At 52.9% G+C, this 12,866-nt stretch carries 14 protein-coding genes; 12 read left to right on the top strand and 2 right to left on the bottom strand.

Annotated features, from left to right (window positions below; genetic code table 11):
- The first annotated feature begins 1 nt into the window (after nucleotide 1).
- The 10 genes from ACEPPP_RS09540 to gspD all read left to right on the top strand — a co-directional run bounded on the left by ACEPPP_RS09540 (nucleotide 2) and on the right by gspD (nucleotide 9,132).
- Nucleotides 2-1,219, top strand: a complete 1,218-nt coding sequence (locus ACEPPP_RS09540) for a type II secretion system F family protein (RefSeq protein WP_374086142.1) — start codon at nucleotides 2-4, stop codon at nucleotides 1,217-1,219.
- 107 nt (nucleotides 1,220-1,326) lie between these two features.
- Complete coding sequence (gspG, locus tag ACEPPP_RS09535; RefSeq protein ID WP_374086140.1) at nucleotides 1,327-1,752, top strand: type II secretion system major pseudopilin GspG; 426 nt, start codon at nucleotides 1,327-1,329, stop codon at nucleotides 1,750-1,752.
- An 88-nt stretch (nucleotides 1,753-1,840) separates the two neighbouring features.
- Entirely contained in the window at nucleotides 1,841-2,317 is a 477-nt protein-coding gene (locus ACEPPP_RS09530) for a GspH/FimT family protein (RefSeq protein WP_374086138.1), read from the top strand.
- Nucleotides 2,301-2,759, top strand: coding sequence for a prepilin-type N-terminal cleavage/methylation domain-containing protein (locus ACEPPP_RS09525; RefSeq protein WP_374086137.1), 459 nt, complete (start codon nucleotides 2,301-2,303; stop codon nucleotides 2,757-2,759). Before ACEPPP_RS09530 ends, ACEPPP_RS09525 begins: the two co-directional genes overlap by 17 nt.
- The gene (locus ACEPPP_RS09520; protein WP_374086135.1) at nucleotides 2,746-3,459 is read left to right on the top strand and encodes a prepilin-type N-terminal cleavage/methylation domain-containing protein; all 714 of its coding nucleotides are present in this window, start codon (nucleotides 2,746-2,748) and stop codon (nucleotides 3,457-3,459) included. The genes ACEPPP_RS09525 and ACEPPP_RS09520 overlap by 14 nt, the downstream gene beginning before the upstream one ends.
- Entirely contained in the window at nucleotides 3,446-4,474 is a 1,029-nt protein-coding gene (locus tag ACEPPP_RS09515) for a general secretion pathway protein GspK (protein ID WP_374086133.1), read from the top strand. Before ACEPPP_RS09520 ends, ACEPPP_RS09515 begins: the two co-directional genes overlap by 14 nt.
- The gene (locus ACEPPP_RS09510; RefSeq protein WP_374086132.1) at nucleotides 4,461-5,579 is read left to right on the top strand and encodes a PilN domain-containing protein; all 1,119 of its coding nucleotides are present in this window, start codon (nucleotides 4,461-4,463) and stop codon (nucleotides 5,577-5,579) included. The genes ACEPPP_RS09515 and ACEPPP_RS09510 overlap by 14 nt, the downstream gene beginning before the upstream one ends.
- On the top strand, nucleotides 5,560-6,147 hold the full coding sequence (gspM, locus tag ACEPPP_RS09505; RefSeq protein ID WP_374086131.1) for a type II secretion system protein GspM: 588 nt from the start codon (nucleotides 5,560-5,562) through the stop codon (nucleotides 6,145-6,147). The genes ACEPPP_RS09510 and gspM overlap by 20 nt, the downstream gene beginning before the upstream one ends.
- Nucleotides 6,144-6,905, top strand: a complete 762-nt coding sequence (locus tag ACEPPP_RS09500) for a hypothetical protein (RefSeq protein ID WP_374086126.1) — start codon at nucleotides 6,144-6,146, stop codon at nucleotides 6,903-6,905. The genes gspM and ACEPPP_RS09500 overlap by 4 nt, the downstream gene beginning before the upstream one ends.
- Nucleotides 6,906-6,972: 67 nt before the next feature.
- On the top strand, nucleotides 6,973-9,132 hold the full coding sequence (gspD, locus tag ACEPPP_RS09495; RefSeq protein WP_374086125.1) for a type II secretion system secretin GspD: 2,160 nt from the start codon (nucleotides 6,973-6,975) through the stop codon (nucleotides 9,130-9,132).
- Between the two features lie 278 nt (nucleotides 9,133-9,410).
- On the opposite strand, the gene ACEPPP_RS09490 is transcribed toward gspD, so the two are convergent.
- Nucleotides 9,411-11,084, bottom strand: a complete 1,674-nt coding sequence (locus ACEPPP_RS09490) for a LysM peptidoglycan-binding domain-containing protein (protein ID WP_374086123.1) — start codon at nucleotides 11,082-11,084, stop codon at nucleotides 9,411-9,413.
- A gap of 205 nt (nucleotides 11,085-11,289) precedes the next feature.
- Here ACEPPP_RS09490 and ACEPPP_RS09485 point away from each other — a divergent pair, with 205 nt between their 5' ends.
- Nucleotides 11,290-12,000 carry a class I SAM-dependent methyltransferase gene (locus ACEPPP_RS09485; protein ID WP_374086121.1) on the top strand — a complete coding sequence of 237 codons (711 nt, stop codon included), beginning with the start codon at nucleotides 11,290-11,292 and terminating at the stop codon, nucleotides 11,998-12,000.
- Nucleotides 11,997-12,434, top strand: a complete 438-nt coding sequence (gene rnhA / locus ACEPPP_RS09480; protein ID WP_374090858.1) for a ribonuclease HI — start codon at nucleotides 11,997-11,999, stop codon at nucleotides 12,432-12,434. Before ACEPPP_RS09485 ends, rnhA begins: the two co-directional genes overlap by 4 nt.
- Before the next feature lie 48 nt (nucleotides 12,435-12,482).
- Here rnhA and ACEPPP_RS09475 read toward each other — a convergent pair whose 3' ends face one another.
- Nucleotides 12,483-12,860, bottom strand: a complete 378-nt coding sequence (locus tag ACEPPP_RS09475; RefSeq protein WP_374090857.1) for a YajD family HNH nuclease — start codon at nucleotides 12,858-12,860, stop codon at nucleotides 12,483-12,485.
- Nucleotides 12,861-12,866: the final 6 nt, after the last annotated feature.

Below are 12,866 nucleotides of genomic sequence, written 5' to 3'. Positions count from 1 at the left end.
TATGCCGCTCTATGCCTATAAAGCGATCAACAGCCTCGGCGAAACCGAGGAAGGGGTGCGGGATGCCAGCGACGAGGCCAGCCTGATCGGCCTGTTGCAGTCGGAAGGCTACATTCCGATCAAGGTCAGTCCGGCCAGCGCAAAAAGTTTTCTCGGCCTGAGTCTGGGAGCGAAACGGACCAAGCTGAGTCAAAAGGAAATCGGCATGTTTACCAGCGAATTGGCGACCCTGCTCGATTCCGGCTTGCCGCTGGATAAGTCGCTGACCGTGTTGATCGATCTGACCGAAGACAATGAGAAGCTGAGCAAGCTGATCGCGAAGGTGTTGGAAAAAGTCAAGGGCGGCTCGTCCCTGGCCGACGCGCTGGACAAGCAGCCCGGCGTTTTTTCGCGTTTCTATCTGAACATGATTCGGGCCGGCGAGGCCGGCGGCAGTCTGGGCGATGTGTTGAACCGGCTGTCGGAATATCTGGAACGCTCGCGCGAGTTGAGGGATACGGTCAGCACCGCGCTGATCTATCCGGCTGTGCTGCTGGTCATGTCGCTGGCGTCGCTGTTCGTGATGCTGATTTTTGTGGTGCCGCAGTTTACCGAAATGTTCGAAAGCGCGGGCCAGCAATTGCCGGTGTCGACCCAGATCGTTATCGGCCTCGCCGAATGGCTGCAGAGCTATTGGTGGCTACTGATCGGCGGCGCGATTTTTGCGGTCAGCTATATGCGCTTTCAATTGGCCGATCCGGTCAGAAAGAAGGTCTGGGACGGGCGGTTTCTGAAACTGCCGCTTGCCGACATGGTCATCGTGAACAAGGAAACCGCGAACATGACCCGGACCCTGGGAACTTTATTGGGCAATGGCGTTTCCATACTTTCGGCCTTGATCATCGTCAAGGAGACCGTGGACAACCTGGTGCTGGTCGATGCAATCCAGTATGCGGAAGAGGAGTTGAAGCAGGGCAAAAGGATGTCCGATGCCTTGGTCAAAACCGGAATTTTCCCCAAAATGGCCGTGCAAATGATTAAAATGGGCGAAGAAACCGGGCATCTGGAAGAAATGCTGCTGCGGGTGGCGGAAATCTACGATAAACAGTTGAAAATCGCGATTCAGCGCATGCTGGCCTTGTTGGAGCCGGCCTTGATCATCACCCTGGGGCTGATGATCGCCGGCATCATCGTCTCGATTCTGCTGGCCATTTTGAGCGTCAATGATTTGGCTTTCTAACGCAATGGCGTTGATGGGCCGGGGCGAAAGCCCCGGGGTGTGCAGTTTTGAGAGTGAAGAGAAGTTTTTATATAAATTAAACATTGCTAATGGATAATGACAAACACATGAGACATTTTTATCATAAACAGAGCGGTTTTACCCTGTTGGAATTATTGGTCGTATTGGCGATCATCTCGATGCTGGCCGGTCTGGTCGGACCGAAAGTCATGAAACATATGGCGGAAGCCAAGACCAAAGCCGCAAAAGTGCAGATTTCCGAACTGAGTCAGGCACTGGAAATGTACAAACTGGACATGGATCGTTATCCTACGTCTTCTCAAGGCTTGGCTGCCCTGGTCGAGTCGTCCGATAATTCAAAGCGCTGGAAAGGGCCTTATCTGGGCAAATCAAAAGTGCCGGTGGATCCGTGGCAAAATGAGTATCATTATGTCGCGCCCGGCGAACATGGGGCCTTCGACCTGTTTTCTTTCGGTGCGGATGAAAAAGAAGGCGGCGAAGGCGAGAATCAGGATGTGGTGAGCTGGGAATAAATCCCTGCATGCGTAGCCTGCTGCGACGGATTCATGTTGATCGATCCTAAGCTCATCTTGGCCGGCGCCGGTGGCGCGTTGAAATAATATGACGCCTCTGTTGCAGGTTTCACTGCGCCGATCCCAAGGCTTTACCTTACTCGAGCTGCTGGTCGTATTGGTCATCATCGTTCTCGGATTTTCGGTCGTCGCGCTGAATTTATCCTCAGGTACAGGCACTTTTGAGCACAAGGCCGTCGTCAGGGATGTCGTGTCCGCGTTGCGTTATGCCAGGGGCCAGGCGCTGATGAGGCACCAGGAGATGACCGTGTCGTTTGATCTCGCCAACAATACTTATCGGGTGGGAGACCGCGACAAGGACTATGCGATACCCGAGTCGATTGCGGTGACGGTGGTGACGGCGCAGAGCGAACTGACCGGAGAAGGCCAGGCCAATATCCGTTTTTTTGCGGACGGCTCTTCATCCGGTGGGCGAGTGGTCTTGGATCGAGGCGAGGTATCGAAGCAAATCGACATCAACTGGCTGACCGGTCAACTCGAAGTCGAAGATGTCACGCGCGACTGACCGGGCCCGGGCGATGCAAAGACGGCTTAAATCTCAGCGCGGTTTTTCGCTGCTCGAAATTCTGGTGGCTTTTTCGATCATGGCGATCGCGTTGGGCGTGCTATTGAATATTTTTTCTTCGGGTCTGCGCAATGCAACGGTTTCCGAAGACTATACCGCCGCCGTGCAGATCGCCGAGTCCGTGATCGCGATGCCGGGTGTCGAAGGCCCGTTACATCCTGGACAGGCATCCGGCGTGATGAATGATAAATATCGCTGGGAGCTGACGGTGACGCCTTTTGTATTGACCACCGAAGGGATCGATACGCAGACCATTCCGGCCCAGTTATTCATGGTCACTGCGACGGTCAGTTGGGGAGATCAAAATTCCCGAGGCGGCGGCGAAAGGCAGTTCGAGTTGACAAAGCTGAAATTGGCGGGGATTGCCGGTGCAAAGCCCTAAGTCAGCCCAAGGTTTTACGCTGATTGAAGTGCTGGTGGCGATGGTGCTGCTCAGCGTGATGATGACGCTGTTGTTTGTCAGCTTGAAGATCAGCGCGGAAAGCTGGGAAAAGGGCGAGAAAAAAATTTTTGAAGTCAGCGAAACCGCCGGCGTCGTCAATTTTTTTCAGCGCCATCTGGTGATGGCGAGGCCTCTCTGGAACGATTTTACCAAGGAAGAGCGGCTTTTTTCCTTTCAAGGCGATCGCCAGACGTTGCAGTTCGTCTCTTCCTTTCCGGCCAGCGCGGGCAGGGCCGGCTTGCAATTGTTCACGATTCAATTATTGAACGAAAACAGGGAAAATGTCATAAAAGTGACGATTGCGCCGTTTTACCCTGTTGCCGAGGGCGATGAATGGATCACGGAGGAAGAGACCTTAATCAGGCATGTCAGTAATTTTTCACTGGCCTATTTCGGCCAGGAAGCCGGAGAAAGCCAGAGCCATTGGCAGGATCAGTGGCTGCAGAGGGATCAATTGCCCAAACTGGTCAAAATCAAGATCGATCTTGAAAATCAAGTGTTCTGGCCTGAAATGACGTTCGAGTTAAAACTGGCGGGCGCCGCAGATGCTTCTGGGCTGGGTTCGGATCAATCCGGCGATGAAGACAGTGAGGAGGACCAAGGCGATGATGAGGGCTCGCAAGACAATGCTGACGAATAATTCCGAAGGCAGTCGAGGAAGTTTGAAGACATTGCGCTCGCGTCCACTTGCCTTTGCTCAGCAGAGAGACCAGGGCTTTGCCTTGGTTTTGGTGTTATGGGTGCTGTCGTTGTTGATGATCATGGCGGCAAGCTTTTCTCTGACGATGCGGCGCGAGACCGGGGTGATAGCCGGCATCACCGGCGGCGCGCAGGCCCTGGCGGCGGCCGAGTCCGGCATCGCGATGGCAGAGATGATGCTGATGAACCCGGACCCGGCCAAGCGCTGGCATTCCGACGGCAATATTTATCAGATACAATTTCTGAATGCACTGGTCAGAATCCGCTTGCAAAGCGAAACCGGCAAGATCGATCTGAACCAAGCGAATCAGGCGCAGTTGCAGCAACTGATGGCGCAAGTTCCGATGGAACCGGAAAAACAGACCGCTTTGGTTTCGGCAATCATGGATTGGCGCGATCAGGACGACCTCGTCAACATCGATGGGGCGGAAAAAAAAGAATATAAAGAGGCGGGCAAGCTGTATCAGCCGAGAAATAAGCCGTTTCAGTCGCTGGAAGAACTGCAAATGGTATTGGGCATGGATGAAACGATTTTGAAGCAATTGGAGCCCTTGGTGACGGTGTACTCTGGTGGGCAGCAACTGAATCTGGGTCAGGCCTCGGGCGAGGTGATGCTGGCTATGGGCGTTGATCCGGCTTTGGTGAATCAGTGTATTCAATTGCGCAATCAAAGTGCGGCAGCGGGGATCCTGATGCAGCCCGTGCCCTTGGGGCCGGGGGTCGATTGTGGGTCGGGACAGGGCAATATCATTGAAATTATTGCCGAATCTCAACTTGAAAATGGTTCGGGCGCTATAATAAAAACTATCGTAGCCAACAATCAGGGTGCAGGCGGAACGGCGGGTGGTGCGTTGCCGTTTCAGATTTTAAGCTGGAAACGCGAAGAACGGGCCGATACATCGTTATTTTCCGAGGACAAGGACTCATTATTAGTGACGCCGAATGCTAAATCTTAATTCGACAATCGAACTGGATTTTAAAAAGTTCTTTAGATGGTGGCAGAAAGAGCTCGCTTTTTTGGTGCCTGAAAAACTCAGGGAGCTCATTAGCGATCGTCACGACACGGTCATCGTCAGGACCCGGGGCAATCAATTCGAGTTGTCTTACGCCGGCGAGGCGCAGGAACCCTTGGCCGTGCTGAGCCGCAATGAAGAAGGCGCGGCGCAGTTCAACGAATTGTTGGCAAAGGATGAGCGGCTCGCCAAGGCCAATTTTATTGTCCGTCTGCATCGTGCGGAAGGGATTTGTCGGGAGTTGGCGTTGCCGGCGGCCGCCAAAGAAAATCTGGCTCAGGTGGTGGCCTACGAGCTGTCGCGGTTTACACCGTTTAAACCGGAACAGGTCTATTTTGCGGTAAAATCATTGGATGTGGCGGCTGAGCCCGGGCTGATCCCCGTGCTGCTGATATTGACGCCGCGCGAGGTGCTGGATGGTCTTTATGCGGATCTTAGCACGCTTGGCATTTCGCCGTTGTTTGCCGATTATGAGGGCGCGGAAAATGATTTGAAGCAACTCGACGAAGCCTACGATTTGTTTCCGGAGTGGCTCAGAGCCAACACCAATAAGACATCCCATCTGATCTATGCGGCGCTGGCGGGGGGCGTTATTCTGCTGTTAGCGGCCGTGTTATTCCTGCCGGTGCTGTTTGAGTATCAGACGGTCACGCTGCTGCAGGAAAAAATCGATGCGATAGAAAAAGACGCGAAGAAGATCAAAGGTATGCAGGCAGAGATCGATGATGTGCTTGCGGAAACCGAGGATTTGATCAAGGCGAAAAACGCTTCGCCGCCCGTCATCGAGATGCTGAATACGCTGAGCGCCTTGATCAAGGACGATAATACCTGGCTGACCTATTTGCAGTTTGCGGATGGGCATCTGCAGATACAGGGCGAATCGCCTTCCGCTTCCGGCCTGATTGCGGTGTTGGAGGATTCGGAAATCTTTGCGAATGCCAAATTTGTTTCGCCGGTGACTCAGGATACGACGACCGGTTTTGAACGTTTTCAGATAACGGCCGATATTGTCAAGACGGAACAGTCAGGTGAGCAACGAAAAGAATAGGAACATACAGCGCGGGCTGGCTGTCGGCCTTCTGGTCGCGGTGATTTTGCTGGTGATCGCGGCTGTTTTTGTGCCGGCGGTCAGCAAGTGGATGGAGCTGCACGAAGAAAAAGGCCAGCTTGCGCTTAAATTGAAGCAATATGAAAGGATATTGGCCGGCAAGGATGCCGTGGTCGCGAGCGTCGGCACCATCAAGGAAGCGATCCAGGAGCAAAACTATTTCAATAGCCAGAGTACCGAGGCGCTGGCTTCGGCCGAAGTTCAGGAGTTCATTAAGAAGGCGATCGTGGACGCGGGCGGCCAGCTCAGCAGCACGCAAGCCTTGCCGGTAAAAAGCAAAGATAAGTTCAGCCTGTTGACGGTCAGCGTGCGCATGACCGGCAATTCGGAGGTGTTGCGCTCAGTGCTCTATCGGCTGGAAACATCGACCCCGCTGATCATCATCGATCAACTGGATATTCGGCCGATGCGCGGGGTCAGAAATCGGCAAACCCGGCAGATTGAACAGACCAATGACTTGAATGTGAACTTTCAGGCGGTCAGTTTTATGAGAAAGAAGGCCGAATGAATATCAATATCAAAATTTTAAAATTGGTATCGGCTGTTTGCGCGGCATTGCTCGTTATCATCGTTGCCGAATGGCTGATCGCAAAATATTCCGAAAGTCGCCTGCTGAGCTCGATCGAATCGTCAACGTCGTCGGATTTTTCAAGCGAGCCCGTGCCGGAAGTGGATCTGAGCGCGAAAACCGAGGAAAGTTATGTCGATTTGGTGGCTAGGCCGTTATTTTTAAAAGGCAGAAAACCGGTAGAAGAAACCAGTCCCGAGAAAGAGAAGGAGCAAATCGGCAGCGAAACGTTTGACTGGCGCCTGGACGGAATATTTACCGGAAAAAATGGCTTGTCGGCGCTGTTGAGCCGCACTAAGGAGGGAGCCGCTGTCCCGGCGGTGGCGGGAGCTGCGCCTTCTGCCGCGCCCGGAGCAAAGGGCAAAGCGGACAACTATCGGAAGGTCGCGGAAAATGAGGACGTGGATGGCTGGCGCTTGACCAAGATTAAACCGGATCGTGTCGTTTTTGAGTTAGGCGGGGAATCCAAGGAATTGGTGCTGAGAAAACCTAAGCCTAAGGAACTGCCGCCGGAGCAAATTAAAGACCAGAACACGCAACAACAGAATTCGCAGCGGAATGCGCGCAGACCGCTCGCAAGAACAAACGACACAGGACAAATACAGGATGAAGCTATCCGGCGAAGGCTTAACAGAAGGCAACCCGTTGAATCCGAACCCGCTGAAGATGAATCCGAGAATAGCGAAAATGAACAATAATTCAACCACCTTAAAAACAGCTTCATGTTTAGTTGCAGCGGGGTTAATGCTTTCCGGCTGCGAGTTTATGGGGCCGAAACCTGCTGAAAAACTGAAGTTGACGCCGGTATCCGAACCGGTTTTAAACGAAAACTCCGGCGTTTTATTTGAAGAGCTGCAAAATAAAAAAGCGACGGAGGAGTCTTTAAAGTCAAAGATCGAGTTGTACCCTGCTTCCGGCCGTTATTCTCCGAGACAAGCGAGGGCGGGCGGCGGCTCTGGACGGCCGCAAGCCAAATCGGCGGGGCCGGGCACTTATAGCCTGAATTTCGACGAAGCCGATCTCGGCGAAGTCTCGAAGGTAATCTTAAGCGATATCCTGGGTCAGAATTATGTGTTGAGCCCGAAGGTCGCCGGTAAAGTGACGTTGCAGACGACCGAACCTTTGACCAAGGAAGAGCTGATACCCGCTCTGGAAATGGTGTTGCGATTGAATAATGCGGCGCTGGTCAAGGAGGGGCGGATTTACCATATCGAACCGGCCGCGGAAGCCGTGTATAGCGCCGGCGTGGGGCAAGGCGCGGGCAACGCGGGGTTTCAAAGCCGCGTGATTCCGATTCGTTATGTCGCGGCGGCCGATTTGCTCGAAGTGATCAAGCCGCTGTTGCAGGAAAAAACCGGCATCAATGTGGATGCCGGCAGAAACGCGCTGATTGTTTCCGGATCATCCGCGGAGCTTGAGCGCATCATGGATTTGGTCGCCTCCTTCGACATCGATGTACTGCGCGGCCGCTCGTTCGGTCTGTTTACTTTGGAGCATGTGGCGCCCGAGGACGTGATCAAGGAGTTGGAAGCCGTGTTCAATGTGAAGGGGGGGGAAGAAGGCGGTGATTTTTTCCGCTTTTTGCCGATTGAGCGCTTGAATGCGGTATTGGCGATTACGCAGCAGCAAGACTATTTGCGCGATATTGAAAGCTGGGTGTACCGGTTGGACCGGGCGACTTCGACGCACGGCGGCGGCGTCAACGTCTACCGTGTTCAGCACATGGATGCCGTCGAATTGGCTGACGAATTGAATGCGATCTTTACCGGCGCCGCGATGCCGAGCAAGCAGGCCAAAGTCGCGCCAGGTCAAACGGCGGCCACGATAACCAATAAAAGTTCTACCGAAAAGACGAAGAGTTCGCAGCGGACGGCGTCAACCGGAAAGACCGGCGACGCTTCGGTTTCCAATGTCGGTGAAAATGTCAGGATCATTGCCGATGCAGCGAACAATTCGGTCGTGATCGTGTCGACGCCTCAGGAGTATGAGGTAATCCATAAAGTGATCGCGCAGCTTGACGTCATGCCATTGCAGGTATTGGTGGATGCCCAGATCGTCTCGGTCTCGCTGACCGATAATTTGGAATACGGCATCAGGTGGTACATCGAACATCAGTATGCGGGGGGGACGGCCGTCGCAGAAAATAGAGGCGCACCCTTAAACTCGTCGACGCCAACCGCCGATGTGAGTATAAAATCCCTTGCGCTTGCGGCCGCTACGGGAGGGTTCGGTTATGCCTTCGCAAGCGATTCGGGCGATATCCGAGCGCTGTTAACCGCAGAAGCGAATAAAGGCAAAGTCAACGTCATCTCGACGCCCTCCTTGATGGTCTTGAACAATCAAGAGGCATCGATCCAGGTTGGCGATGAAATTCCGTTAAGAACCTCGCAATCCACGAATGTCACCAATGTCAACTCAACAACCCCTATTATTGGAAATAGTAGTACCCAGACTTCGGGTGGATTAGTCACCAGTGGTATCCAACAGCGTAAAACCGGTGTGAAATTGAAGGTTAAGCCGAGGGTTAACGCCAATGGCATGGTCATCATGGATATCGAACAAAGCGTCGAAAGACCGGTTCAAACCCAGTCCAGCCAAATCGACTCACCAACGATCCAAACCCGCGAAATCACCAGCAATGTGGCGGTTTTAAGCGGGGAGACCATCGTGCTCGGTGGATTGATCGACGACAATAGAAGCGTTGCAAAAGGAGGCTTTCCCTTTTTACATGAATTGCCTCTGATTGGGCCACTGTTCGGTAACACGTCAAATACTCAGGCACGAACTGAATTGGTGGTTCTAATTACTCCGCGCGTCGTGAAATCCAATCAGGATTCAAGGCAGATAGCGAATGAATTCAAACGCAAGCTGACCGGAATTTATGAAGACACTCCGACTCCTTCACATGGTTCACGGATGAATTAGTCGGAACAAGCAGGCAGAGATCAGCGTGCCGCGTGGGAACGAGATAAAGTTGGGGAAGAAGGGATAACACGATCGGTCGGTGCGGAGGCGCCGAGCTTTGCCGCGTTCGAGGGGGAAAATTGAAAGCAATACTTGATCTGGCGATGCCATCATGATGGCTTCACTAAAAACCCGCAGCCCTTAACAAGTGATCGTCATGGGTTGCGGGTATCAATTTGCAGAAATAACCTGCGCCGTGAAATCAGCGTAGCGATTACAGGACGAAACCGCCAGCGGGGTTAAATCGTTGAGTGGCTGCTATCCACCAAAACTTTCAGTGTTTGGCCGGGCTGCAAACCTTTAGACAGTGCTACCGCGTTTGATTTGCGCAGATCGCTCACCGAAATATTGAATTTTCGGGAAAGCTGGGTCAGCGTATCGCCTTTTCTGACGGTGTAGCGAATCAAGCGCAGGCTGTTTGAGGATGAGGCAACCTGTTGCTCGCGGCCTTTGATCATCAGCTTGCGTCCGGGTGTCAGCGCGCTGTTTAAGCTGACACGGTTCCAGCTTGCCAATTCCTTGGGGCTGACGGCGTAACGCCGGGCAATGTTATAGAAAGTGTCGCCTTTTTTGACGGTGTGATAGCTTTCCGAAGCGTGGGAAGACTTGGCTAAGATAAGCGATTTGGCGCTTGGGTTGGCGGCCGCAGACGGAATCTTCAAGACCGAACCGTAATTAACCGAGTTTCTCGACAAATGATTGGTGCTGCGCAGATTTTGCACCGTCGTATGATTCCTTTGGGCGATCGACGCCAAGGTTTCGCCGCGCTTGACCCTGTAGCTCGCAAAATTTTGCGCCGAAGACGGGCGCCCCTCTGCGGGTTTGATTATAGCAGGCTCGGGCTTGTGATAATTCGATTCGGCAATGATTTGTTCTTCCTGTTCCGCGACCAGTTTCGAGTAGTTGACGCGCTCGTAATAGGGTATCTCGGCCAGATTCTTCTTAAACTGGGGGGCATTTTTTACCGGGATCAACAGGCGATGTGGCCCGTCCGGCGCGGTGCACCAGCGGTTGAAGCCGGGGTTTAGTCTGAGAAACTCGCTGAGCGGGGTGTTGGCCATCTGCGCGGCCTTGCTGAGATCGATCGGCGCCTTGATGTCGACGACTTCGAAATAAGGTTTGTTCGGGATGTGGCGCAGAGGGATATGATAGCGTTCGGCATTCGCAAAAATCTTGGCGACGGCGAGCAGCTTCGGCACATAATGGTAGGTCTCATCGGGCAGGTCAAGCGACCAGTAATCGGTCGGCAGGTCCATATCCTCGTTTCTTTCGATGCATTTTCTGACATTGCCCTTGCCGTAGTTATAGGAGGCAAGGGCCAGCAGCCAGTCGCCGTTGAAGTTTTCGCTCAGCTGCTTCAAATAAGAGGTCGCGGCTTTGGTTGATGCATAGACATCGCGGCGGCCGTCGTACCAGGAATTTTGCTTAAGTCCGAACTCTTGGCCGGTGGAAGGAATAAATTGCCAAAGCCCGGAGGCTGCACTCTTCGAATAGGCGTCGGGAACAAATGAGCTTTCGACGACCGGCAACAAGGCCAATTCGCCCGGAATCTGCTTCGCCTCGATCTCATCGAGGATGTGGTGCAGATAGGGTTCCGCGCGTTGCTGCAAGGAAACGAGCGATTGCGGATGCTGCAGATACCAGTTGATCTCGCGATCGACGCGCTCGTTATCGATTTCGGGCAAGGCATACAGCGATAACAGCCTCTCCCATACCGTTGCGTATTGGCCACTGTGGCTTCTGCTAGGGGAGCGATTAGAAAAACGACCGAAAAAGCTGTTGTCATCAGCAGAAACTTGCGGCGGCCTGTCGTAGGTGTGCAAGGAATCTTTTGAAGTCTGGGAGCAGCCAGCGGCGATCAACGAGAGCGACAGGGACAATAATTTGACTGACCTGTTAGAATTAATTTGCATTTTCTAACCCTTTTTTATGTCTATAAAGTGCTGATTTGTGGCATCATAAAAAAACGACGCCCCCTTCAGCAGATTACTTGTCTGAATCCAGTTGCGAACAATTGGCGGTTGTCATTTTTGCAAACGAATTTTAAAGCCGTTTGCTTCAAAGTATATAACATTTTTTTCGGAAAAACACCAACCAATCCTCATGTGTTGACATGCGATGAAGCGCGACTTTTTATTTTCCTACTATCAAACCCCGCGCGGCGCAGTGCTCAGGCGGCAGGAGACTGATTATTTGCAGCGCTCGATCACGGTCAGCTGCAAACAGACGATTTTGCAGATTGGCGCCTTGGGCTGGGAAACGGAGTTGATCGACTGCACCTTATATAAATATTATACCGTGCTGGATGCGGAGGGGCTTGGCGATCCGGCGGTCAAAAAAATCCGCGCGGAAGCCAGTTGCTTACCGCTGCAGTGCGATAGCGTGGATATGATCATTTTGCCGCATTTTCTGGAATTTGATCCCTGTTGCCTTAGGACCATGCGCGAAGTCGAACGCGTCTTGAAACCGGAAGGCACCGTGGTGGTGGTCAATTTCAATCCCTGGAGTTTGCGGATACGCTATGAATATCTGTGGGAGCGGCAAAAACATGACGCCTGGTCGGGGCATTTCATCAGCCGCACCCGCGTCATCGACTGGTTGAAATTGCTCAATTTCGAAGTTATTTTATTCACCGAATTCAATGCTAACTCGGTACGTTCGACACACGGCAAATTTATGGACAATTGTTATTCCTTGAGCGCCAATGCCTATGCGATCAAGGCGATCAAGCGGCGTTACAATATCATTCCGCTGACCCCGGTTTGCGAAACCGCGCCGCGTCTGGCGCTGGCGAATTCGATCAATCCTGCGACACGGGTCGGTTCATGACGGATACGGTCATCATCTACACGGACGGCGCCTGCCGCGGCAATCCCGGTCCCGGCGGCTGGGGGGTGTTGTTGAGTTATAAAGGTATCGTCAAGGAATTATACGGCGGTGAAAAGGAGACGACCAACAACCGGATGGAGTTGACGGCGGCCATTCAAGGGCTCGAGGCGTTGAAAAAGGAATGCAGGGTGGAGGTCAATACCGATTCCAAATACGTGATGCAAGGCATCACCGAATGGCTGCCGAACTGGAAAAAAAGAGGCTGGAAAACCGCCGGCAATAAGCCGGTCAAAAACGAGGATTTATGGCGCCGGCTGGATGCGGCCAGAAACGGGCATCAGGTGGAGTGGAAATGGGTGAAGGGTCATTCGGGGCATAAGGAGAATGACCGGGCGGACGCGCTGGCAAATCTTGGGATTGACCGCTTGAAGTAGGTTCAGGGCGCAAGCTGCCGCCTTTTGCCCTAAACCTGAAGCCTGGCTCTATTTCTTCCCCAGCAAATCTTTCAGTCCCGCAAAGGGATTATGCGTCGACGCCGGAGCCGACGACTTCAGTGCATTCGAAGTTCCGAAACGCATTTCTTCGTAACGGGAGTGTTCGTTGTCATGGCAGTAAACGCATAACAGCTCCCAGTTGCTGCCGTCGAGCGGATTGTTGTCGTGATTGTGGTCCTTGTGATGGACGGTCAATTCGGAAAGATTCTTGGGGGTAAATTCCCGGGCGCAACGTCCGCAGATCCATGGGTACAACTTAAGCGCCCGCTCGCGGTAAGTGTCTTCTCTCAATTTTTGATTGTGCTTGACCTCGCTGATGAATTTCTGCATCTTGTCTGGGTCGAGGGGCGTTTTTTTCATGGTCATAAGGCA

The organism is Methylomicrobium lacus (assembly GCF_041897535.1).
Taxonomy (GTDB): Bacteria; Pseudomonadota; Gammaproteobacteria; order Methylococcales; family Methylomonadaceae; genus Methylomicrobium; species Methylomicrobium lacus_A.
This window is presented reverse-complemented; position numbering and strand designations above follow the sequence as displayed.

Excerpts from the sequence above, each read along its gene's own strand:
- ACEPPP_RS09475 (WP_374090857.1), bottom strand. The coding sequence starts at position 12,860 with ATGACCATGAAAAAAACGCCCCTCGACCCAGACAAGATGCAGAAATTC.
- ACEPPP_RS09500 (WP_374086126.1), top strand. The coding sequence starts at position 6,144 with ATGAATATCAATATCAAAATTTTAAAATTGGTATCGGCTGTTTGCGCG.
- ACEPPP_RS09540 (WP_374086142.1), top strand. The coding sequence starts at position 2 with ATGCCGCTCTATGCCTATAAAGCGATCAACAGCCTCGGCGAAACCGAG.
- ACEPPP_RS09515 (WP_374086133.1), top strand. The coding sequence starts at position 3,446 with ATGCTGACGAATAATTCCGAAGGCAGTCGAGGAAGTTTGAAGACATTG.
- ACEPPP_RS09530 (WP_374086138.1), top strand. The coding sequence starts at position 1,841 with ATGACGCCTCTGTTGCAGGTTTCACTGCGCCGATCCCAAGGCTTTACC.
- rnhA (WP_374090858.1), top strand. The coding sequence starts at position 11,997 with ATGACGGATACGGTCATCATCTACACGGACGGCGCCTGCCGCGGCAAT.
- ACEPPP_RS09525 (WP_374086137.1), top strand. The coding sequence starts at position 2,301 with ATGTCACGCGCGACTGACCGGGCCCGGGCGATGCAAAGACGGCTTAAA.
- gspD (WP_374086125.1), top strand. The coding sequence starts at position 6,973 with ATGGGGCCGAAACCTGCTGAAAAACTGAAGTTGACGCCGGTATCCGAA.
- ACEPPP_RS09485 (WP_374086121.1), top strand. The coding sequence starts at position 11,290 with ATGAAGCGCGACTTTTTATTTTCCTACTATCAAACCCCGCGCGGCGCA.
- ACEPPP_RS09490 (WP_374086123.1), bottom strand. The coding sequence starts at position 11,084 with ATGCAAATTAATTCTAACAGGTCAGTCAAATTATTGTCCCTGTCGCTC.
- gspG (WP_374086140.1), top strand. The coding sequence starts at position 1,327 with ATGAGACATTTTTATCATAAACAGAGCGGTTTTACCCTGTTGGAATTA.
- ACEPPP_RS09510 (WP_374086132.1), top strand. The coding sequence starts at position 4,461 with ATGCTAAATCTTAATTCGACAATCGAACTGGATTTTAAAAAGTTCTTT.